The organism is Streptomyces sp. NPDC052016 (genome assembly GCF_044548445.1).
Lineage (GTDB): Bacteria > Actinomycetota > Actinomycetes > Streptomycetales > Streptomycetaceae > Streptomyces.
Genome location: NZ_JBIUBX010000004.1, coordinates 23712 through 45912 on the forward strand (window position 1 = coordinate 23712; position 22201 = coordinate 45912).

19 protein-coding genes and 1 pseudogene are annotated in these 22201 nt (G+C 69.6%); 11 read left to right on the forward strand and 9 right to left on the reverse strand.

The annotated features are described in order from the left end of the window. Positions 1 to 39: 39 nt before the first annotated feature. Positions 40 to 165: pseudogene (locus tag ACIHAR_RS06700) on the reverse strand (glyoxalase); the annotation flags it as partial. 156 nt (positions 166 to 321) lie between these two features. Next, positions 322 to 1227, reverse strand: a complete 906-nt coding sequence (locus tag ACIHAR_RS06705; protein WP_400017460.1) for an NAD(P)H-binding protein — start codon at positions 1225 to 1227, stop codon at positions 322 to 324. Positions 1228 to 1652: 425 nt separating this feature from the next. Between ACIHAR_RS06705 and ACIHAR_RS06710 the strand changes: the two genes are divergently transcribed. After that, positions 1653 to 3077, forward strand: coding sequence for a family 43 glycosylhydrolase (locus tag ACIHAR_RS06710; protein WP_365454057.1), 1425 nt, complete (start codon positions 1653 to 1655; stop codon positions 3075 to 3077). 82 nt (positions 3078 to 3159) lie between these two features. Here ACIHAR_RS06710 and ACIHAR_RS06715 read toward each other — a convergent pair whose 3' ends face one another. Beyond that, a complete protein-coding gene (locus ACIHAR_RS06715) occupies positions 3160 to 3909 on the reverse strand; it encodes an NAD(P)H-binding protein (protein ID WP_365453552.1) in 750 nt (249 codons plus the stop codon). 137 nt (positions 3910 to 4046) lie between these two features. Between ACIHAR_RS06715 and ACIHAR_RS06720 the strand changes: the two genes are divergently transcribed. The 3 genes from ACIHAR_RS06720 (at position 4047) to ACIHAR_RS06730 (ending at position 6382) form a co-directional block, all read left to right on the forward strand. After that, the gene (locus ACIHAR_RS06720; RefSeq protein ID WP_400017462.1) at positions 4047 to 4625 is read left to right on the forward strand and encodes a hypothetical protein; all 579 of its coding nucleotides are present in this window, start codon (positions 4047 to 4049) and stop codon (positions 4623 to 4625) included. Positions 4626 to 4706: 81 nt separating this feature from the next. Beyond that, entirely contained in the window at positions 4707 to 4886 is a 180-nt protein-coding gene (locus ACIHAR_RS06725) for a hypothetical protein (RefSeq protein ID WP_400017464.1), read from the forward strand. A 656-nt stretch (positions 4887 to 5542) separates the two neighbouring features. Next, entirely contained in the window at positions 5543 to 6382 is an 840-nt protein-coding gene (locus ACIHAR_RS06730) for an endonuclease/exonuclease/phosphatase family protein (protein WP_365453543.1), read from the forward strand. Positions 6383 to 6425: 43 nt separating this feature from the next. Here ACIHAR_RS06730 and ACIHAR_RS06735 read toward each other — a convergent pair whose 3' ends face one another. Then, positions 6426 to 7556 carry an XdhC/CoxI family protein gene (locus ACIHAR_RS06735; RefSeq protein ID WP_365453540.1) on the reverse strand — a complete coding sequence of 377 codons (1131 nt, stop codon included), beginning with the start codon at positions 7554 to 7556 and terminating at the stop codon, positions 6426 to 6428. Between the two features lie 660 nt (positions 7557 to 8216). Here ACIHAR_RS06735 and ACIHAR_RS06740 point away from each other — a divergent pair. From ACIHAR_RS06740 to ACIHAR_RS06755, 4 genes are all read left to right on the forward strand, one after another. Continuing rightward, entirely contained in the window at positions 8217 to 8687 is a 471-nt protein-coding gene (locus ACIHAR_RS06740; protein ID WP_400017467.1) for a winged helix-turn-helix transcriptional regulator, read from the forward strand. Between the two features lie 508 nt (positions 8688 to 9195). Then, complete coding sequence (locus ACIHAR_RS06745; RefSeq protein WP_400017470.1) at positions 9196 to 9726, forward strand: (2Fe-2S)-binding protein; 531 nt, start codon at positions 9196 to 9198, stop codon at positions 9724 to 9726. Then, positions 9713 to 10702: an FAD binding domain-containing protein gene (locus ACIHAR_RS06750; protein WP_400017472.1), complete on the forward strand. Its 990-nt coding sequence runs from the start codon at positions 9713 to 9715 to the stop codon at positions 10700 to 10702. The genes ACIHAR_RS06745 and ACIHAR_RS06750 overlap by 14 nt, the downstream gene beginning before the upstream one ends. After that, positions 10699 to 12909, forward strand: a complete 2211-nt coding sequence (locus ACIHAR_RS06755) for a xanthine dehydrogenase family protein molybdopterin-binding subunit (RefSeq protein WP_365453531.1) — start codon at positions 10699 to 10701, stop codon at positions 12907 to 12909. The genes ACIHAR_RS06750 and ACIHAR_RS06755 overlap by 4 nt, the downstream gene beginning before the upstream one ends. Positions 12910 to 13061: 152 nt before the next feature. On the opposite strand, the gene ACIHAR_RS06760 is transcribed toward ACIHAR_RS06755, so the two are convergent. Beyond that, positions 13062 to 13712: an NAD(P)H-dependent oxidoreductase gene (locus ACIHAR_RS06760; protein WP_365453528.1), complete on the reverse strand. Its 651-nt coding sequence runs from the start codon at positions 13710 to 13712 to the stop codon at positions 13062 to 13064. Between the two features lie 141 nt (positions 13713 to 13853). Between ACIHAR_RS06760 and ACIHAR_RS06765 the strand changes: the two genes are divergently transcribed. After that, complete coding sequence (locus tag ACIHAR_RS06765) at positions 13854 to 14222, forward strand: helix-turn-helix domain-containing protein (RefSeq protein ID WP_365453525.1); 369 nt, start codon at positions 13854 to 13856, stop codon at positions 14220 to 14222. A gap of 480 nt (positions 14223 to 14702) precedes the next feature. Here the strand turns inward: ACIHAR_RS06765 and ACIHAR_RS06770 are convergent, their stop codons facing one another. From ACIHAR_RS06770 to ACIHAR_RS06785, 4 genes are all read right to left on the reverse strand, one after another. After that, positions 14703 to 15908: a VWA-like domain-containing protein gene (locus ACIHAR_RS06770; RefSeq protein WP_400017873.1), complete on the reverse strand. Its 1206-nt coding sequence runs from the start codon at positions 15906 to 15908 to the stop codon at positions 14703 to 14705. A gap of 443 nt (positions 15909 to 16351) precedes the next feature. Beyond that, complete coding sequence (locus ACIHAR_RS06775) at positions 16352 to 17671, reverse strand: AAA family ATPase (RefSeq protein ID WP_400017476.1); 1320 nt, start codon at positions 17669 to 17671, stop codon at positions 16352 to 16354. A 117-nt stretch (positions 17672 to 17788) separates the two neighbouring features. Beyond that, the gene (locus ACIHAR_RS06780) at positions 17789 to 19291 is read right to left on the reverse strand and encodes a hypothetical protein (protein ID WP_365453519.1); all 1503 of its coding nucleotides are present in this window, start codon (positions 19289 to 19291) and stop codon (positions 17789 to 17791) included. A gap of 152 nt (positions 19292 to 19443) precedes the next feature. Next, the gene (locus ACIHAR_RS06785) at positions 19444 to 19800 is read right to left on the reverse strand and encodes a helix-turn-helix domain-containing protein (RefSeq protein ID WP_365453516.1); all 357 of its coding nucleotides are present in this window, start codon (positions 19798 to 19800) and stop codon (positions 19444 to 19446) included. 64 nt (positions 19801 to 19864) lie between these two features. Between ACIHAR_RS06785 and ACIHAR_RS06790 the strand changes: the two genes are divergently transcribed. Both ACIHAR_RS06790 and ACIHAR_RS06795 read left to right on the forward strand, forming a co-directional pair. Beyond that, positions 19865 to 20764, forward strand: coding sequence for an LLM class flavin-dependent oxidoreductase (locus tag ACIHAR_RS06790; protein WP_400017479.1), 900 nt, complete (start codon positions 19865 to 19867; stop codon positions 20762 to 20764). Then, positions 20761 to 22071 (forward strand): FAD-dependent oxidoreductase, encoded by a 1311-nt coding sequence (locus ACIHAR_RS06795; RefSeq protein ID WP_400017481.1) that lies wholly within the window; start codon positions 20761 to 20763, stop codon positions 22069 to 22071. The genes ACIHAR_RS06790 and ACIHAR_RS06795 overlap by 4 nt, the downstream gene beginning before the upstream one ends. The last annotated feature ends 130 nt before the right edge of the window (positions 22072 to 22201 follow it).

Below are 22201 nucleotides of genomic sequence, written 5' to 3' on the forward strand. Positions count from 1 at the left end.
GCGACGGATCGCAGTTCGGACCCGTCGCGGTAACCCTCCTCACCGGCCGGGCAGACGCTCCTTGATCTCCTGAAGCACCCAGCCGTTGCCGTCCGGGTCGCTGAACGTGAGATACGAGGCATAGGAGGTGCGGTCTGGGTGCGGGCCGGCAAGCCTCTCCTGACCCTCCAGGAAGAGGCCTACGGAAACTGTCCATGGATATCGATTTTTCTGGTTAAGCCTTCACCCATCGCGGAAACGCCCCTCACCAGACAACCGACATCGTCACGTCTGCAACGCCGTTGGGAAGGCCAAGCACCGTACCGGCCTCGACCGGGCCAGTCAGCTCAGATAAAGGTCCTTGCGAGCGGCCACGAACGCCTCGATCGATTGGGCGGGTACGCCCGTCACCTGTTCGACGTCGTCGGTCGCGCGGTCGTAACGGTTCTCGGCGTGCAGTCGGGCCATGGTGAGAATGTGCTGCTCGGTGTGAGGCGAAAGGCCCGCCTTGGCGAGAACCTCGGTATGCCAACTTTCCAGGGGCACGTCGGAAGAGGTCACCCGGCGTCCCAGCGCCCGCGAGAACTCCTCGGCCATCTCCGTCATGTCGACCGTGCGCGGCCCGGTCAGCTCGTAGACGTGTCCGACGTGCGGTGCCGGCTCGCTCAGCACGGTGGCGACCACCCTGGCGACGTCCTCCACAGCGACCGGCGACGTGCGGCCGGCACCGAACGGCAGCGCGATCGTGCCGTTCTCCCGGATCGACTGCGCCGCCAGCGTGGTGAACAGCGGGTTGTCCAGGAACGACGTCGGGCGGATGTGCACCACGGGCAGACCCGACCAGTTCAGCACCTGCTCCGCCAGCCAGTGCAACCGCTGCTGGTGCGACTCCTCGGTGCTGGTGGCGGTCATCTGCGACACCGTCATCTGGGACATGCCCACCAGGCCGTCCAAACTCCCGTACTCGCGTGCGACGCTGGCCACCACGGTCGTGGCCAGCAGGTGGTCCGGCGACACAGGCATCGCGAAGTACATCGCTCCGACGCCCCACAGCGCGGGGGCGACAGTCTCGGGTCTGGTCAGATCGCCGACGACGACTTCCGCACCGCTCGCGCGCAACGCGGCCGCGCGGTCGTCGTCACGGCGGACCATCACACGTACCGGCACGTCCTGCGCCCGCAGTTGGTCGAGAACCTGACGACCTACGCCTCCGGCGCCGGTGATGAGTACGAGGTTGCTGGCCACCATGGGGAAGTCTTCCGAAGGTGAGACGGGGTCGCAGGGCGGAGTCGTTCAGGGCCGCGCGAACGGGCCGAAGGACACGGACCTCGCGGTCTCCATGTCCCCATATCTCGATGTTCCTATGGTGACGCCGGGCCGGGGGCGCCGCACCCGGGGCCTTCGGCCGGGCCGTGCAGGGGCGGCGTTGTCGCAGCGGATCGCCGGGCTCGGTGGCGGTACTGCTTCCGGCGTCACCGGTCGTGCACGTCCGATCCGGACCGGCCCGGGATCTGTTGTGTGACAGAAGCGTTGACTGGGTCAGGCAGAGAACCTATCTTCTGGCCGAGCTGACGAACCGTGTTCGAAATACCGACAGAATGTGAACGGTACCCCGCCTCCAGACCAGGGAGTAGTGCGTGAGACCTGCGCCCACCCGTCGGACCGTCCTCGGCGTGATCGCCGGCTCGGCCGTGGCCACCTTCACCGGCGCCTCGGCCGGTACCGCCCACGCCGCCGTGCCCGCGTCACCCGGTGTGACGTACACCAACACCCTTGCCGCGCAGCGGGCCGACCCCCACATCTGGAAGCACACCGACGGTTTCTACTACTTCACCGCCACGGTGCCGGCGTACGACCGTATTGTGCTGCGCCGCGCCACCACCATTCAGGGGCTTTCGTCGGCTGCCGAGACGACCGTCTGGACCAAACACGCCAGCGGCGTGATGGGCGCCCACATCTGGGCTCCCGAAATCCACTTCATCGACGGCAAGTGGTACATCTACTTCGCCGCCGGTGACGCCGACAACGTCTGGAAGATCCGGCCGTACGTCCTGGAGTGCACCGCCGCGAACCCGGTCACGGGTGCCTGGACCGAGAAGGGGCGTATCGCGCTGCCGCTCGACACCTTCTCCCTGGACGCGACGACCTTCGTCGTGAACGGCACGCGCTACCTCGCCTGGGCGCAGAACGACCCGGCCGTCGGCCCCGGCACCAACATCTACATAGCGCGGATGTCCAGCCCGTGGACCATCACCGGCACACCGGTCATGATCAGTCGGCCGACCGCCTCGTGGGAGACCGCCGGAGGCCAGACGGTCAACGAGGGCCCGGCCGTGATCCAGCGCAACGGCAAGGTCTTCATGACCTTCTCGGCCAGCGCCACCGACGCCAACTACTGCATGGGCCTGCTGACCGCGTCCGCTTCGGCCAACCTGCTCAACGCCTCGTCCTGGGCCAAGTCCGCCAACCCCGTCTTCGCCAGCAACGCCGCCACCAGCCAGTACGGCCCCGGACACAACCAGTTCACGGTCTCCGAGGACGGCAAGTCGGACATCCTCGTCTACCACGACCGCAGCTACAAGGACATCAGCGGCGACCCGCTCAGTGACCCCAACCGCCGCACCCGTGTGCAGAAGATCTACTGGAAATCCGACGGCACACCCGACTTCGGCATCCCGGTCGCCGACGGCCTCACTCCGATCCGGCTTTCCTCGTACAACTTCCCCGACCGGTTCGTCCGGCACTGGGAGTTCCGCGCCAAGATCGAGCCGAACATCTCCCCGTTGGCCGACTCGCAGTTCCGTGTCGTCACCGGCCTCGCCGGCAGCGGCACCGTCTCCCTGGAGTCGGCCAACTTCCCCGGTTACTTCCTGCGCCACAGGAACTTCGAGGTGTGGGTCGAGAAGAACGACGGGACGGCTCAGTTCCGCAGCGACGCCTCCTGGACCGCCCGGGCCGGGCTCGCCGACTCCGCCGGAGTCTCGTACGAGTCGTACAACTCACCAGGCCGCTACATCCGCCATTACAACTATCTGCTGCAGGTCCAGGCTCCCAGCACGGCGACCGACCGGGCCGACGCCACCTTCTACACCCAGTGAGCACAGCCCTGCCCCGTTACGCCGGTGCCCTTGTGGGCGTTGCGCGGGATGGCGTAGGCGGGCAGGGCAGGGCAGGGTGACGCTATTGCGGCTGAGCGAGCCATGCGTCGAAGGTGGTGGGCGCGATACGGGCGTTCTCGCCGGGCAGCAGTACGTCCCCGGCCATCTCCGATCCCAGCAACGACGACCAGGTGGGCACGAGCTTGACCGCGTGGCCGCGCGCGTCGTTGGTGCGCCGGGCCATGTCCACGAGGTCCTGCGGTTCCGGGCCGGCGACGTCGCGGTAACGCCCCTGCGGCGTGCCCGTGGCGATCTCGGCGAGGATGTGGGCCACGTCCGCGGGGGCGATCGGCTGCATGAGCAGCGGTGGGATCGGGGCGACGCCGTCCTGTTCGGTCCAGCTCGTCACCGTCGCGGCGAAGTCGTAAAACTGCGTGAAGGGAACGATCGTCCAGGGCACCGGGCTCTCGGCCACGAGGCGCTCCTGCTCACGCTTGCCGGCGTAGTGCGCGTTGCCCTCGACGCGGTCGATGCCGACGATCGAGAGCAGCACGTGGTGACGGACACCGGCTCGTTCCTCGGCGGCGAGCAGGTTGCGGGTGGCGGTGCCGAAGTACCTCACCGCCTCGTCCCGGTCGGCTCCCTCGTAGCTCATGGCGTCCACGACGGCGTCGACGCCGGTCAGAGCGGCGTCGAGGCCGCTCCCAGTGATCAGGTCCACCCCGAGTGAGCGGCTGATACGCACGACTTCGTGTCCGGCCTCCTCGAGGACGGTGGCGGTGCGAGCCCCGATGTTCCCGGTGGCTCCGGCGACGGCGATGCGCATGGTCATCTCTCCTCGTCATGTGCGATATGTCTCGTTCTCCCCTTTCTGTCGGTATTTATGAGAAAGGAGGCCTTGCCGCCGTCAAGATAAGAGCGTGCTCCTATTGCGAGTGGGGCTCAGCCCGAGCCTCCCCTTCCAAGGTTGTGGACGTCGTCCCTCTGGCGAAGCACGACGCCCGCGGCCTGGCCGGCTTCTATGTGGCCTTCGGTGTGAGCCTGGCAGGCTTCGTTCTGGGCTCGAACGTCCTGGGGCTGGCCGGCGTCATGCGTCTGCGGCACCGGTTCTTCCTGCTCATCGGAGCTTCTGTCGCCATCGGCAGCGTCGGGGCGATCGTCGTCGGGCCCGTCCTGGGCGCCCTCCCGGCCCCGGCGGTGCCCCTGGTCTTCGTCCTGGCCTCGCCGGCCGCCGCGACGGCGTTCACCACCAAGCTCCTGGGCGTCTACCTGGGCCCGATCGGGCTACCGATCACTACGCTGCTGCTGACCGTCGGCAATGCCACGAGCGGCGCGGTCATCGGCGCCGACCTGCTGCCCTCCGCGGCCCGGGCGGTCTCCGCCCTGCTGCCCCCAGGAGCGGATGTCCGGGGCATCGCCGATCTCAGCTACTACAACGGCTCCCACCTGATCGGCCCCCTGATCACCCTGGCCCTGTGGGCCATCGCCGCCGGGATCCTGTCGAGCCTGCGCCCTCGCCTGACGCGGCGCCGAGCAGCCGTCGCCTGACCGGCGGCGCCACGGGCCTCGCACCTGCCCTTCCGGATGCCAACGAGCGCGGCGCGAACGCCGCGATGAGGAGACGCTGAAATGGAAAACGAACGCACATCCGCCGTCCCGGCACGTCGGGAGCCCAGTCCGCGGTTCTCCAAGCTGCCGGAGCCCATCCGGCTGGAGGACGCTGTGGAGGAGCGGCCGGCTGTGCCGCACGACTCGGTGAGTGGCGCCTACAACGCGGATTGGTGGCTCATACGCATGGGCGGCCTGTGAGTTGCTGCCCCGGCTCCTGGCAGGAGCCATCACTGGCAGGCTTCGGTGAGAACACGTGGAGGAAGCATCCGAGCGCGACCGTTCCGGCGGTCAGGATCGATGTCAGCCGAACAAGGATCTTCCGGTACCTCACGACGCCCTCTCCCTAGCGGAGCTATGCGGACCGCGGCTGGGTCGGTACGCGGTTCGCAGTGGTGTCGGCGGACGGGACCGCCGCGGCCGGCTTCCGAGCTGAGCGATCCGGTCCCCCTGTGGTATGCCTTCGGGCCGCCCGTGGGTGGCGGTACGAGCCGACCGTTGAGCGGGTGACCGGGCCGTGCCTTGTCGTGTGGGAAAGACACGCGTCTTCTCCGGCAGTCCGATCTCCGGGTAGCGCTGTCCAGGCGCGACGTTTCTGATCAGTGGGTGGGGGTCTGGCTTGGGTTGATCAGTCTGGAGCACGGTGTGGTCGCGCGGTCCAGTCTTCAAGCGGCCGTTCGGCACGGCACGTGCAACGCACTCGGCCGGCAGGGCGGTCGAGGATGTGGCTTGGTCGAGCCGGCGAGTTCGTCCGGGAGCAACCAGATCCGGCACAGCGCATGTGTCCTTGACAGCCCTGTCTCATAACCTCTTGGGGGGAGACGTCGGATGCCAGGTGTATCCACTTCGAGGAGGCGATGGTGCTCGGAAGGGTCACGCGGTTGCTCATGGGTGCCATGACCGTGGTCTGCGTGGCGCTCGCCGGCCCCAGTGCCCCAGGCGCTGCCCTCTTCGCCGGGTCGCTGCCCGTCGAAACCGGCAGGGACGTCGTACCGAACCGTGTCATGACGTGGAACATCTGCAACCCCTGTGAGGCAGGCAACGGTGACCGCGCAGCGGAGATCGCCGCGTATGCGCCCCAGGTCATCGGCTTGCAGGAGGCGTGCGTGCGTGACGTCGAGAGAATCCGGGGCTATCTGAAGAGCCGTTACGGGCTCGTCTACCACGTCGAGTACGGGACGGTCCTTCGGAGATGGGGCCGCTGCGGGGGAGCGCCGTGGAGTCCGGGGGCCTTCGGTCAGGCGGTCCTCTCGGCGGCACCGATGACCGACCCCGTCAACGTGGAGTATCCCGACGGCGGATCCGAAGACCGTGGGTACATGGCAGTCACCACGACCGTGGGCGGCCAGTCCGTCCGGGTCTTCAACACACACCTCGCCGAACGACGTCAGGAGGACGTCCGAGCAGGCCAGATCGGTGTGCTCGCCGCAGAGGTCGCCCGGCACGACCGCGCGATCGTTCTCGGTGACTTCAACGCCAGGCCGGACGCCTTCGAACTCACCGGGATGTGGGCACTGGCCGCGGATACAGACCCCCAGTGCCATCCTTCGCCCACCGGCACCTGCAAGCCGACCACCGACTGGCAGAGCAAGTTCGACTACGTCTTCCTTCGAGGCATCGTCCCGCTCGAGCATCGTGTGCATCCGACCCCGTACTCGGACCACCATCTGCTGCACGCCGACTTGGACCCGGCTTGACCGGTCTCGTGCGGAGCGGGCCGTGCCCACTGCGCGACACCGGCTACTCCTGCCGAACCGCCACGTCGCGGTGGATCGGCTCCTGAACGTCCGTGAGCGGCAGACCGGTGCCTCCCCGACGGCTGGCGACAAGCTCGGCCATGATCGACAGCGCGGTCTCCTCCGGGGTACGGGCCCCGAGATCCAGACCGATGGGAGCTCTGAGCCTGGCCAGTTGCTCGTCTGTCGTACCTGCCTCGCGCAACCGGCGGACGCGGTCCGCGTGGGTGCGGCGGGAGCCCATGGCCCCGATGTAGGCGACGGGCAGCGTGAGTGCCCGTTCCAGTAGCGGTACGTCGAACTTCGCATCATGCGTGAGCACGCACAGCACCGTCCGCTCGTCGATGTCCGTTGCTTCCAGGTAGCGGTGCGGCCACTCCACGATGACGTCGTCTGCCTCCGGGAAGCGCTGGCGCGTCGCGAACACGGGACGGGCATCGCACACCGTGACCCGGTAGCCGAGGAACCTCCCCAGCCTTACCAGAGCGGCTGCGAAATCGATGGCACCGAAAACGATCATGCGCGGGGGAGGGGAGCTGCACTCCACCAGCAGTTGAAGAGGCTGCTCGCAGTACAAACCGTCGGCACCGACCTTGACCATCCCCGTGTGGCCGGCATGGAGTTGCGCGCGAGCCTCCGCTGCGACGAGCGCGTCCAACTCCGGCCGGTCGCTGAGGGATCCGTCCGCGGAACCGTCTGCCTTGACGAGCAGACCGCGCCCGATGAGATCCTCGGGCCCGTCGACGACCCGCGCCAGGGCCACCGTGCCGCCGGATCGAACCGCGGACACCGCGGTGGCGAAGAGCGGACGGTGCGGGTCCTGCCTACGGATCGGCGTAATGAGGATGTCGATGATCCCACCGCAGGTCAGGCCGACGGCAAAGGCGTCCTCGTCGCTGTAGCCGAAGCGCTGCACCTGGCTGGTGCCGCTCTCCAGCACGTCTTGACACAGCTCATACACGGCTCCCTCGACACACCCGCCCGAGACGGACCCGACAGCCGTGCCCTCGTCGTTGACGGCGAGCGCGGCACCGGGGGGCCGGGGTGCGCTGCCGCTCACACCGACGACGGTCGCGACGGCGAAGTCATGGTCGGCTTCGATCCATCGGGACAGATGCTCAGCGATATCCAGCATGTCCTGCTCCTGAAGGGGCCCATCGCGACGACCGGACCCGGTGCCGTGCCACTGCGACTGTCGACACCCGTCGGACCGCCGGGCCGGCTGTCGTGCGGGTCGACGCAGCTTGGAACCAGACTAATGGGACAAACGGGTACCCGCTCGACCGCAGGACTGATGTCGAGGGCGCCGATGCCCGGTGCTACCTCGCGGCCACGGGTGTCATCTGTCCTCATTCCGGCGTGCCTGGCGCCTTGGCGCCAGACATGGAGCGTATTGCTCAAGCCGCTGGAATCCTTCCGTCCGGCTCGCATCCATGGCGAATTCCACAGCGTTGCCATAAATACCTCGCATTGCTGTCGGCGATCAATGAGATGGACTCTGTGATTCTCTTGTGCGCGAGGTTTTAGACGCCTACCAAGGCAATTTCGTCGAGACGCGATCATGGTTGAACGAGTAAGAGTGAAGGGAGGCGGGCCGCATGGCAGCGGACATCCGCCCCGGTCCCGGTCGCGAAGATGGTCGTCCAAGGGGGCGGGCAGGTTCTCGCGTCGCATGGTGCCGGTAGCGGGGTGCCTCGACCGACGTGCAACGCCCTGTTCCGAAATTTGTAGGCGCCCTTCAACCAACCGGAGGTGCAGTGCAGAGGAGCGAATTTCCAGAACCCTTGCTACGCTGGTGAACTACCAACGCTTTGCTGTACTGGTTGCTTGTCGAAAGGCTGGCGCAGAAGGGATTACATCGCTGCTGAAGGAGGCCGAGCAGGTGCACAGAACTACGTTCACTGACGCGGCCTGCCCCGTAGCGCGCTCCCTGGACCAGATCGGTGACCGGTGGTCCCTGCTCATTGTTCGAGAGGCGCTTGATGGGGTCGCCCGCTTCGGCGAATTCCACAGAAATCTGGGGCTTGGCAGAAACATTCTGAGTGCCCGCCTGAGCAAACTCGTGTCGCTCGGAATACTGCGTATGCAGCCCGCATCAGATGGAAGCCCGTATCGGGAGTACGTGCTCACGGAGAAGGGCGAGTCGCTTCGTCTGGTGATACTTGCGCTCCACCGATGGGGAGAAGAGTACCTTTTCTCGTCTGATGGCCGGTCGCCCCACCCCGAGAGTCAGGCGGGGGTCAGGCGGCTTGCCGGGCGGGAGTGACGGGCGATCAGCGGCCGCGTCGGCGAGCACCCAACTTGTCCACCGATTGCTGATCGAGTGGGCCGCGCACTGTCGTGTCCAGGATGCAACGGCAGATCGAGATCCCCCCTGTGAACCGGGCCCGCCTCCGGGAGGGTGCTCGGCTTCCTGATCAGGGGGGTGCGTTCATCCATGCCCGTAGCGCTCCCACAGGGTCACGCCGGGAGACGCCGTCCGGACCTGCGGACCATCCCTGGAGCGAGCAACTCCATTATTTCGTCTGTGTGTTCATGGCGGCGCGCCCGGCATCCACACCCGCCACGCTGCCACCACTCCGGTGATCCTTGACGTCGTCCCTGGAGGAGACGCAATTATTCGCGACGTGGCCGGCGTGGCGGCATCCTCGGTATCTCGACGTCACAAATGGCGAGCCAACCGGACCGGTCCTAGTATCAAACAGATACCGCCTTGGATGGTGATCATTTCCCTGTCATCGTCCTGTGTCAGGATCGAATCGAATTGAGGCGCTATGAAGCATGTCGAGACCCCAGCGCGCCCTAGCGAGGCAACTCCCGAAGTTCCCAGCGTAGACGTCACGCTGCGTGTCAACGGCGATTCCTATCGCCTGCGGTTCGACTCCCGAGTGACGCTGCTCGACGCCCTGCGGGACCATCTGGGGCTCACAGGAGCGAAAAAGGGCTGCGACCAGGGCGCTTGTGGTGCGTGCACCGTCCTGGTCGACGGGAAACGGATTGTGTCCTGCCTGGCGCTGGCCGCCCAGTACGACAGCGAGGAGATCACCACGATCGAAGGGCTGGCCGACCACGGTGAGCCTCACCCGATGCAGCAGGCGTTCTCGCGACACGACGCCTTTCAGTGCGGCTACTGCACTCCCGGCCAGATCATGTCCGCCGTCTCTCTGCAGGCGGAGGGCCGGGCGGGCACCGAAGAGGACATCTGCGAGTTCATGAGCGGGAACATCTGTCGTTGCGGGGCGTACCCGAATATCCGCGCGGCGATCCGTGACGTTGTATCGGAGGGAAACGATGCGTCCGTTTGAGTACGTTCGGCCCTCCGGAACCGAGGAAGCGGTGGCGCTTGTGGCCGCGGACCCCGGAACGTCGTTCCTGGCCGGCGGCACGACCCAGCTCGACCTGATGAAGGACGGGGTTCTGGAGCCGGAGCGACTGGTCGACATCACGCGGCTGCCGCTCAAAGGGATCATGCACGCCGAGACGGCGGTGCACGTGGGGGCGCTGACGACGATGGAGGAACTCGCCGCGGACGCGTTGCTGCGCGAACGGCTGCCGTTCGTGCGGGAGGCGCTCCTGCTCGGGGCCTCCACGCAGCTGCGGAACATGGCCACGATCGGCGGCAACCTCCTGCAACGCGCCCGGTGCCGGTACTTCAGGGATCCGACGGTCGCTGCGTGCAACAAGAGGAACCCGGGGTCGGGCTGCGCCGCGATCACGGGAGTCCAGCGGATGCACGCGATCCTCGGCACGAGCGATCACTGCATCGCCTTGCACGCGTCGGACCTGGCCGTCCCGCTGGTGGCGTTGGACACGGTCGTGCACGTGCAGGGCCAGGACGGTGCGCGTTCCATCCCGCTGACGCAGTTCTACATGCCCCCGGGTACCACTCCCGACGTCGAGAACGTGCTGAACCACGGTGAGCTGATCACCGAGGTGGAGATCCCCCTGTTGCCCGAAGGGACCAGGTCGCACTACCTGAAGGTGCGTGACCGTGTGTCCTACGAGTTCGCCCTCACCTCCGCGGGCGTGGCCGTCCAGCTCGACGGTGACATGATCACAGAGGCCCGCGTCGGACTGGGCGGGGTGGGCACGATTCCGTGGCGGGCCTGGGGCGCGGAAGAGGTCCTGAGGGGGGCAAGAGTCGGGCACGACAACTTCCGAGCGGCCGCGGAGGCGGCCCTGGAAGGCGCTCGGACACTGCCGGGAACCGCGTTCAAGGTGGAACTGGCCAAGCGCACCCTGGTCCGTACCCTCGAGACCGTTACGGGAGGCCGATCATGACCACCCTCACAACTCCCACCGTCGTAGGCGCGGGCGTGGAACGTGTGGACGCCCCTCTGAAGATCACGGGAGCGGCACACTACCCCAACGACTTCAGCTACCCGGGCATGGCGCATGCGGCCCTGGTGGGGAGCACGATCGCCGCAGGACGCATCCGCAGCATCGACGCGTCGGAAGCGCAGGCGGCCCCGGGCGTTCTCACCGTGATCACGCACCTGACCGCGCCGCAGCTGGAGGCCGGACCCATGACGCTGCTCGGGCCGTCCCCGCCGGTCCCGATGCAGGACGACCGGATCCTGCACTACGGCCAGCACATCGCGGTCGTCGTGGCGGACAGCCCCGAGCAGGCACGGCACGCGGCCTCCCGCGTCCGCGTGGAGTACGAGCCGGCCGAAGCGCTCCTGGACGTGGAGGATCCTCGAGCGGCGATCGTGGAGAACCCATGGGGCCTGGACACCGAGCGCGGCGATGTAGCGGCCGGCTTCGCAAAGGCTGATGTGGTGGTCGAAGAGCGGTACACCACCCCGGACAACACCAACAATCCGCTCGGTCTCATGACCACGGTCGCCGCCTGGCACGGTGAATCCGTCACCGTCCACGACTCCACCCAGTGGCCCCACAACGTGCGCAGCACGATCGCCCAGATCTTCGGGATCCCCGAAAGCGGTATCCGCGTACTGGCGCCCTTCGTGGGCGGAGGTTTCGGCGCCGGGCTGCGTGTGTGGCCCCACACGGTCCTGACCGTGCTGGCGGCCCGCGAGGTGCAGCGTCCGGTCAAGCTGGTGCTGACGCGGCCACAGATGTTCACCTCGGTGGGACATCGACCCAACAGCGTCCAGCGCATCAAGCTCGGCGCCACTGCGGCCGGTGACCTCGTGGCCGTCGAACACCACAGCATCTCGTCGGTGGCGATGGAGGACGACGACTACGAGCCGGTCTCCTTCGGCTCGGCGGTGGCCTACGCGTGCCCCAACGCTCTGACGCGCGACCGGCAGGCCCGGCTGAACATTCCGTGTCCGGGCTCCATGCGCGCACCCGCGGAGGGGCAAGGCAACTTCGCCCTCGAGTCGGCGATCGACGAAGTGGCCCACGCCGTCGGCATGGACCCGCTGGAGTTCCGACTGCGCAACTACGCGGAGGAGCATCCCGTACTGGGGCTGCCCTGGTCGAGCAAAGCTCTCCGCGAGTGCTACACCCAGGGCGCGGAAAGGTTCGGATGGTCTCGCCGGACACCGGAGATCGGCTCGATGCGTGACGGCCGGTGGCTGGTCGGATATGGCATGGCAGGGGTGTCCTACCCCTTCTACCAAGTCCCCTGCCAGGCGCGTGCTTCGCTGCGCCGCGACGGCTCGGCCTATGTGCGCAGCGCCGCCACCGACATCGGCACAGGTACCTACACGGTCATGACGCAGGTCGCGGCCGAACGCCTGGGCCTGGAGATCAGCAGAGTCCGCTTCGACCTCGGTGACTCGGACATGCCCTACGCCCCCCAGGCGGGCGGGTCCGGCCTCACCGGAGCACTGGCGAACGCGGTCCACATCGCTTGCCGGAACCTCGTGGCGGAGTTCCTCGAGGTCGTTCGGGACGACGAGGCCTCACCGCTGCGTGGCGCGGCACCGGACGAAGTCACCGTCGGGGGAGGCCGTCTGCACCGCGTCGGCGCTCCGGACGTGGGCGAGGCGTACGTGGACATCCTGGCCCGCCACGGCCTGGAAGAGCTCAGCGCGGACGGCCGCAGCACGCCTCCGGATGCGCAGAAGATCGGCATGGCGACCGCGGGCGCCTTCGGTGCCAAGTTCGTCGAAGTGCGCATCGACCCCCACCTCGGGCTGCTGCGGGTTGCGCGCGTGGTCTCGGCCATCGACGGCGGTCGCATCCTCAACGAGAAGACCGCCACCAGTCAGATCATCGGCGGCACCGTCGGCGGCATCAGCCAGGCGATGTTCGAGGAGACGGCGACCGATGCCGGCACCGGACGTATCGCCAACGCGACGTTCGGCGACTACCTGATGCCCGTCAACGCTGACATCCCCGATATGGAGGTCATCTTCTGCGGCGCACCCGACCGTGCCACCGAAGTGGGCACCAAGGGTGTCGGAGAGATCGGTCTGGTCGGGATGGCCGCGGCCATCGGCAACGCGGTGCACCACGCGACCGGTCGCCGCCTCCGCTCCCTCCCGTTCACCATCGACCAGCTGCTTCTCTGAGCGCACACCCCGTCGAGGTGGCGCGGGAGACACCACGTTCCCGCGTCACCTCGACGCTGTCCGCAGCCAGTTACCGTTCCCTGGCTTGCGAGTCCTGGGGTACTGACGGACGACACCCGTACGGGACGAAAACTGCGGCTGCGCGGGCGGCGTCAGGAGGCGATGCGCCCCGCCACTTCCTTCGCCTTGGCGGCGGCGTCCGCCAAAGAGCGCTCACGCGACGCCTCGTAGAGGGGCACCAGGCTTTCCATGGCCGGGTTGTGCGGAGCCATGGTGAGCTCCGGAACGATGAAGTGGACATCCATGGCGAGGGTGTCGGTGAGGATCGCCCTGAGGTAGTTCCGGACGTACTCGAAAGACTCCTTGGGTGTGCCCGGCTCGTAGGAGCCGCCTCGACTGGCGATGACGGTGACGGGCGTGTCCTTGGCGGTGGGCGCCTCGCCCGCGGTGCGGCCGAAGAGGATCACGTTGTCCAGCCATGCCTTGAGTGTCGACGGGATCGCGTAGTTGTACATCGGGGCGCCGATCAGCACCGCGTCCGCCTGTTCGAGCTCCTCGATGAGCCGTACTCGCTCCGCGAAGGCGGCGGCCTGCTCGGGCGTGTGTGCCGATGGGTCGCTGAAACCGGCGGTGTGGGCGTCAGCGGTGATGTGCGGCACCGGGGCGGCGGCGAGGTCTCGGTAGATCACCCTGCCCTCCGGGTGCTGCTCGCGCCAGACGCTGAGGAACGTCTCGGCGACGGTCCGTGACGCGGACGCGGAGGTGGGGAAGACGGACGAGTCGATGTGCAGAAGGGTCGTCATCAGTGATCTCCAGCAGAGCGGGATGTCTGGGCGGACTCGCCAGGACAGGCGGATCGCCACTACGTTTTCGTACTCGACTATAGATACCACAGGGGCTTACTTTTTCTCACCTGCGGATGTCGAGGGCGGTATCTTTGTGGCATGGCGGAGGATCACAAGCACGGGGAGTCGGCATGCAAGAGGGTGGACGGGGGTATCACCCGGGTCTTCCAGCTGCTGGGTAAGCGTTGGACCGGCCCGATCGTGGCGGTACTCGTGGAGCAACCCGCTCACTTCGCCGATCTGTGCCGGGCTGTCCCGGGTATCAGCGAACGCATGTTGTCCGATCGGCTCACTGAGCTCGGCGCCGCGGGACTGGTCGTGCGCGAGGTCGACGAAGGTCCTCCGCTGCGTGTTTCGTATCGGCTGACGGAGGCCGGGGCCGCGCTGGAGCCCGCGCTCAAGGAACTGGGCAGGTGGGCCGAGGAGCATCTGCCGGAGAGCCGACCCGGGGCTGAGGACCTCGGCTGAAGTGCTCGCGCGGGACGGCAGATCCGGCGCGGCTCCATCCGAACGTGTCATCGCAGCACAGTGCCGCGGCCAGGCTCACCGGAGCCTGCGCGGTGATCGACGCGTTCGCGCTTGCTGACCAGCGTGGGCGGGGGCAGGTGTATGTGCGGCTGCTGCTGGACGGCAGACGTGAGTCGGTAGAGCCGAAGGCGGCCGGGCTGGGCGGACCACGGCCGCGATCGGCCGGCGGCTGGTCATTCCGGCCGGCCGGCACCCGGCATCGCCGGAGGCGGATGCGGCCCAGGTCGCTCGCCGCGGCCACTACGGCACCCCCGCCCAGGCGGGACACGTGGAGAAGTGCCAGCCGGCCCTGTACGTGATCAACGAGACACGGTCGTGGGGCACGGTAGCCCATGGATCACACGGGCCGGCCGCAGGAGGCCAACAGGGCGCACTGACATCGCCCGCACCATTATTCGGCGGCCGACCCGAGGCGTCTCGTCAGCCGATGGTGACCACGCGCGCCCAGGGCGGCGGGGCCGGCGGGACGTAGTCGGGGTCGTCCTCGTGCACGGCGCGGACGGGGCGCGGGAAGAGGCCGACGACCGTACGGCAGGACGGCTCCGCCGAGGGCCACGGCGTCTGACCGTCCGTCAGCACGACGATCACGTCCGGGCGCGGCTGCGAACGCAGCGCCCGCGCGAAACCGGAGCGCAGATCCGTACCGCCGCCGCCGACCAACTCGATGTTCTCGGCGCGGCAGAGCGGGACCGCCACACCGGCCGCCGCGTCGCAGGAGATCACCGAGACCAGGTCGCGCCGCCCGCCGACCGCCCGCGAGATCGCCGCCACCTCCAGCAGCGCGCTGCCCAGCTCGGCATCGCTCACCGAAGCCGAGGTGTCGATCACGACGCAGACACGGGGCGGCATACGGCGCAGACTCGGCAGCACCACACCAGGGACGCTCGCCGAACGCCGGGACGGGCGCCGGTAGCTGTGGTTCTCGCCCACTCCCGGCGCACCCGCCGCCGAGCGGATCGCCGCACCCAGCAACTGCCGCCACGGCTGCGGCGGATGGAACGCCTCGTCGGCCCACCGCCGCCACCCGTCCGGGGCGTCGCCCGGCCGGCCTCTGATGCCCTCGGCGACCCGGAAGCGCACCGCGTCCCGCTGCTGCCTGGTCAGCCCGTGTGCGCCCTCGGGCCCCAGCTCCCAGGGCCGGCCCTCCCCGTCGGCGCCCCCGCCGCAGTCCAGCCAGGCCAGGTCCGCGGCGAGCCCCGACATCGACGCCTGCCGCAGGTACTCCTCCATCAGCAGCCCCTCCGGCAGCCGCAGCAGCGAGGGCAGCACCGCCCCGGCGGGCCGGGGCAGACCGTCACCGTAGATGTCGTCGTTGATCTCGAAGTCGGCGGCGATGTTGCGCCGCAGCCGTTCGCCCGGTCCGTGCTCCCCGTGCTCCCGCGCGTACCGCTCACCCCGCGCGTGGTGGTCCCGGAGCAGATGGGAGACCTCGTGCACCCAGACGCCCGCCAGCTCCTCCACCGGGGTGCGCGCCACGAAGCCGGGGGAGACGTAGCAGCGCCAGTGCGCGTCCACCGCCATCGTCGGCACCGACCGGTCCTCCACCACGTGCAGGGCGAAGAGCGCGGCGGCCAGATACGGACGGACCTTCACCGCGTGCAGCCGCGCGGCGAGCAGCTTCTCCATGTCCAGCGGCAATCCGAGCCTGTCGTCCGTCCCGCCGTGGCCGGCCGGCCGCCGCGGCACGGTGGCCCGCACCGGTCGCGGCGGCGCGGGCGGCGCCATCGGCCGCGGCAGTGGACGCTTCACGGCGGAGGGGGGCGACGGCCTTGACGGGGACGGTGATGGTGATGGTGACGGAGGTGAGTGCGGTTGTGCGTGTTGTCCGGAGAGGGGTGCGGGTGCGGGCGCTGCGGCCGGCGTCGGGTGTTGTGCGGACGCCCGTGGCGGGTGCGGTTGTGCGTGCTGTCCGCAGCGGGGTGTGACCTCCGGGTGGGGGACATCCTCTCCTGAGGCGGCCGGTGCCCGCGCCGGCTGCTTCGCGGGCCCTGGTGGTGGGGTCGGCTGAGGGGGTTGTCCGGGGCCGGCCGTCGACGGCGAAGGCGGCGCCGGGCGCCGCGTGGTCGCGGTCATCGGTGCGCACCCGCCGTCCGCCCGGCGCCGGCCTGCGCCGTGGCCCGCTCCACCGACCGGTCGGACCGCTGGGCGAGACCGATCACCCCGACCAGCCGCTCCACCGCTTCCGGCACCTCCCAGTCGTCCCGCCGCAGCGCGGCCAGCGTCGTCGCCGGGGCGACCAGCAGGTCCGCGGGGCCGGTCTCCAGGGCCCGGACGAGCACCGCCCAGCCCGCCTCCCAGCGTTCCCGCTCCGGCCGTGCACCGACGGCGGCCACCACCGCCTCCAGCGCGGCCTGCCGCAGATCACCGCGCTCCGGCAGCTCGGCGGAGGCCGGATCGGCGAGCAACGACTCCGGGTCCGGCAGGTCCATCCGGTCCAGGTGGGCGAGGAGTTCGAGGCCCGGCCCGTCGCCCACCGCGCCGCGCACCAGCAGCGCCAGTACGTCCCGGGAGACGGAGGCCGCCGTGCCGAAGGCCAACAGCGTCAGCGCGGCCTCCCAGCTCCGGGGTGACGGCCAGGCGCCGCCGCGTCGCGTCTCGGTGGTGGGCAGCCGATGGATCAGCGTCGGCCGCGCCTCCAGGAAGCCGCACACCGCGCGGCGGGCCAGAGCCACCGCTTCCGGCAGCCGCTCGGGCACCAGCCGGGGCGGCTCCGCCCGCGGCCAGACCCCGCCCAGTCCACGCACCACCACCTCCCGGTCGTGCATCCAGTACAGATGCACGAACCGGTTGGCCAGCGGTGGGCTCAGCTCCCATCCGTCCGCTGCCGACGCGCGCGGATTGGCCGCGGCCACGATCCTCACGCCCGGCGGTAGTTGCAGCGCGCCGACCTTCCGCTCCAGGACGACCCGCAGCAACGCGGCCTGGACGGCCGGGGTGGCGGTGGACAGCTCGTCCAGGAAGAGCAGCCCTCGCCCGGCCCGCACCAGCTCGACCGCCCACTGCGGCGGCGCCATCGGCACCCCGCGCACCTCCGGGTCGTCGCCCACGATGGGCAGTCCGGAGAAGTCGGTCGGCTCGTGGACGCTGGCGATCACGGTCGTCAGCGGCAGGTCGAGCGAGGCGGCGAGTTGGGTGAGGGCCGCGGTCTTGCCGATGCCGGGCTCGCCCCAGAGCAGCACGGGCAGGTCGGCCGCGACGGCCAGGGTGAGCGCCTCGAGCTGCTCGTCGGGCCGCGGCTCGGTGGCGGTCGTCCGCAGCAGGCTCAACAAGTCGTCGGCGACGGCGAGTTGAGCGTCGGCCGTCGACGGCCCTACGGCGACGGGCGCGGTCTCGTCGGCGATCGGGGCCGGGACCGGAGTGGGCAGGAGGATGGCGGAAGTCATGGGCATCACCTGGAGTGGGGTTGGGGAACGGGAAGTCCCGTCCCGGAGATCGAGGACGTGCGGCGCCGAGCGCGCAACGCGCGACGCGCAACGCGCGGTGTGAGAAGGCGAGTGAGGCGGAGGTCAGCCGCTCAGGCCGGTGCGCGGCCGGCCCCTGCTGCTGCGCTTGCGGCGCATCACGAGCGGCGCGCGACGGTCGAGCCGGGGACGGTGACCGGTGTCCCTGTGATCGCCGTCCGACGCGTTCCCGGCACGCTTGGCGTCACCGGCGGCCGGGTGCACGGCGACCAGCCCCGAGCGGAAGAGCCCGTGGTCGACCCGGCGGGCCGCGGCCGACGCCAGCTCCTCGTGGAGCGGGCCGTCGCGCAGGATCGCACCGGGACCGAGCAGTCCCTCGACCACGGCCAGCGCTCCTGCGACGTCACCGTGGCCGAGCCGTTCCCGGACCGCGGGCAGTGCCTCCGGGTTGCGGTGCACCGCGTCGATGGCCCGGAGGCAGGGCAGCGCGGGCCCGCCCAGTGCCACCAGCAGTTCCTCCCGGCGCAGTTGCGCCGGATCGTGATCGACCGCCCTCAGCACACCGTCCCGCAGCGCGATCCGATGGATCTCGCCACGGCACTCCACCCGGTGCGGATCACCGGGCTCGGGCGCGTGACCGACCACCGGCATCGAATCGGAGGGGACCGTCAGAGTCCCGCCGGACCTCGCGTGTACCGCACCGGACGCCGCCAACGCCGAGGCCACCAGCGGGTGCAGGCGATCGGCCTCCACCAGCCCCGCACGCAGCAGTTCCAGATCCGGGAGGACCCGGACCGCCGCCTCCGGCAGCACGGGGAGCGCCGCGACCTCCTGCGGCGGCAACGCCTCCCGCAGCGGCCGGACCGTCGGGGCATGACTGTCGTCGGGGGCGACGAGCTCGAGGACGACGCGGTTCCGCGCACCGAGCCGCACGGTGAAGGCCCCGTGAGGCAGCCCTTCGGCCCGCAACAACAGTTCCGCCTCCACGGCCCAACCGCCCGACGCACAGGTTTCGTCGGCGATGCCCGTCAGACCGGGCGGCGGCACGGTGGATGCCGGGTCCCCGACCGCACCGCACCGTCGCGCCAGTTCGCCGCTCCGCCCGGCATCCCACAGGTGCCGGTGCAGGTCGAGGCGGAAACGACGGTCGGGGTGCGGGTGCGGATGGTGCCCTGGAGCGGCGTCTCCGGACTCCTCCCACAGGGCCAGCGACATGCGCTGCCCGGCGTCCGCCCAGGCGGGCGGTGTCCGCACCACCAAGAGCAGCGGCGTGGCGCCGGAGCCGCTGTAACGGGCGAGCGAGAGGGTGAGGCCGGGGCGGAGCCGCCCGTCGGGGGCGATCCGGGGCATGTGCCACCGGAGCAGCTCCGGTGCCAGGCGACGCAGATCCGCGCGGAGGCGGTGGACGAGGTCGGCGCCGTGGCGGTCACGCACGGCGCGCAGATCGAGGTCGACGTCGATCCGGGCGGCGGCGCAGGCACCCGCCCAGTCGCCGACCGCACGGCGTGCGGTCGCGGTCTCGATCATGGACGGTGGCACGGCGTACTGACGCACGCGCTGCCACATCAGCAGGCGTGAAGGAATCGTGTTCGCGAAGTGATGTGCCATCAGCACTCACCTTGCGCGGACGATTCCTCCCATCCGAAAGAGGAGAGGTTCATCATCGCCAGCATCATAAGCATGGTGATGATGATCTGTCAGTCCTCTTTGTTCCCGACGGACGGTGGGACCTTGCGTCTCCCGGACCTTCACAAGGTCGGTCACGAGCGGCGAGCAGCAGGGAGCCGTCCCGTGCTCCGGGAGCCGGAACGTCTCATGCTCCACCGCGCGAGCGGCATCAACGCCTCCAGCAGTGCCTGACCGTCCGGTGCCAGTCGATAGTGGATCTGCACGGGCGTCGTGGGGATGACGTCACGTTCGATGAGGCCCGCGGCCTCGAGCTCCTTGAGCCGCTGGGAGAGCAGGCGGTCAGAGATCCCGTCGATCATCGCGCGGTACTCGCCGAAGCGCCGGGCGCCCCGCTCGGCGGCTCGCAGTACCGAGCCCGTCCAGCGGCGCCCGATGAGTTCGAGGGCGCTCTCGAACCTCGGGCAGGTGTCGTCATGAATGGTCTCCACTTACGAAAGATTAGCAACTTACTCGGCGTTTTGCCGGGCGAGTGTCCCGGCGCACTGTGAAGGCATGACCGACTACCGACGCCCGCTCTCCTTCGGACTGAGCCTCGACCCCACCGCCGGGCGATGGGCGCAGACCCAGCGGCTCGCACAGGCCGCGGAGAACCTCGGCCTGGAGTACCTCGCCGTGCAGGATCACCCCTACCAGCCCGGCCACTTCGACGCCTGGACCCTCATCTCCCACCTGTCCGCCTTCACGGACCGCATCTCCTTCCTCACCGATGTCGCCGATCTGCAGCTCCGACCGCCGGTGATGCTCGCCAAAGCCGCTGCGTCACTGAGCGTGCTCACGGACGGACGGATCCAGCTAGGTGTCGGCGGGGGAGGCATCCCCGACGCCATCGCCTCGATGGGCGGACCGGCGCGACGGGGCCCTGACATGGTCGCGTTCGCCGAGGAGTCCCTCGGGCTGCTGCGGAAGTCCCTGAACGGGGACGCCGTGCGGCTGCACAGTCCGTACCACGCCATCGGCGGTTACCGGGCCGGACCGGTGCCCCCCAAGCCCGTCCAGCTCTGGCTCGGCGCACAGAAGCGCCGCATGCTCGCTCTGGCCGGCAGACAGGCGGACGGCTGGATCTCTCCGCTGAACATCTACGTCCCCCCGCATGCGGTGCCCTCACGCCAGCAGATCATCGACGAGGCGGCCGTCGAAGCGGGCCGCGATCCCAGGACGCTCCGGCGCGTCTACAACGTCATCGGCAGCGTCGGCACCCACGGGGGCGGGCCCGGGCTGGTGGGCGACGTGTCGCGGTGGGTGGACACACTCGCCGAGTGGACCGTGGGACTCGGTTTCGACACGTTCGTCCTCTGGCCGGTCACCGACCCCGAGCAGCAGCTCTCGCTCTTCGCGGAAGAGGTCGTGCCTGCGGTGCGTGAGCGCGTCGCGGAGATCCGGAGCGGGCGATGAGCGACATCCTCAGGAAGGCCCCGGCGGACCTCGCGGGCAGGATCGTCCTGCCCCGCGACAAGCGTTACCCCCGCCTCCGGTCCACCTACACGACGGTGGGCGACCCGGCCGTCGTGGTGCTGCCCGAGTCCGCGAACGAGGTCGCGTCGGCGCTGCGGTTCGCGCGGGAGACAGGACTGCGACTGGCCGTCCGCAGCGGTGGGCACGGTCTGTCCGGCAGCGGCACGAACGACGGCGGGCTCGTCATCGACCTGAGCCCCTTGCGCCGGGTCGACGTACTCGATCGCCGCTCTCGCCTGGTCCGCGTCGAGGCGGGCGCGCGCTGGGCACAGGTCGCCCGGGCGCTCGCCCCGCACGGGCTGGCCATCAGTTCGGGCGACCACGGCGGCGTCGGTGTCGGCGGCATCGCCACAGGTGGCGGTGTCGGCTGGCTCGTACGGAAGTACGGGCTCACGGTCGACCACGTCCGTGCCGTCGAAGTCGTCCTGCCCGACGGCACGACGGTGCGCGCCGACGCCGAGAACGAGCCCGACCTGCTCTGGGTCATGCGCGGCGCGGGGGCCGGCGCCGGCATCGCGGTCGCCTTCGAGATCGAGGCCATGGACCTCCGCGCTGTCGGCTACGCGCAGCTGGTCGCGGCGGTCGACCCGGACGGGAGGACGCTGCGGCGCTGGGCGGATGTCATGGCGCGGGCGCCGCGCGAGCTGTCGACGGCGGTGATGCTGGCCGCGCAGGGCGCCACCACCGCGGCGTTCATCACCGCGGTCGTGGCCTCGGACAGTCCGCGTGTGATCCGCGAGGCTCTCCAGCCGCTTCTGGGGATCGGTGACGTGGTGGTGCGGCAGGCGCACGTCGTCCCCTACACGGAGCTCGTTCCGCCGTCCCACCTTCACGCCAACTCGGGGCAGATGCCGTCCAGCACGACCAACGGACTGCTCACCGACATGTCCGCGGGCGCGGCACGCACCCTGGCGCAGGCGTCGTCCGGGCCCGCTCCGGTCCTCGTGCAACTGCGGTCGCTCGGCGGCGCGACCCACGACCCGGACTCCTCCGCCACGGCGTTCGCACACCGTCATCAGAACGTCCTCGTCGTCGCCTCGGCGTTCCCGCCCGACGAGCGAGCCACCCTGGCCGCCGGCTGGGCACCCCTCGCCCCGTACATGGAGGGCGCCTACGTCAACTTCGAGAGCGCCCCCGGTGCGGAGACGTTCGCACGCTTCTACCCGGGGCCGACCGGCACTCGGGTGACCGACCTGTGGAAGCGCTACGACCCCGATGGCGTCCTGCGTCCCCGGACATCGGCCTGACCCGAGGCCCCCCGACGCCGACGGACACGACCCGCGCGGCGCCCGTCATGGGCGCCCGTCCGGCGACCCCGGACCCTGCTCACCCACGTGTGAGGAAGGTGGGGAGCGAGGAGCGGGGCTTGATCACCCG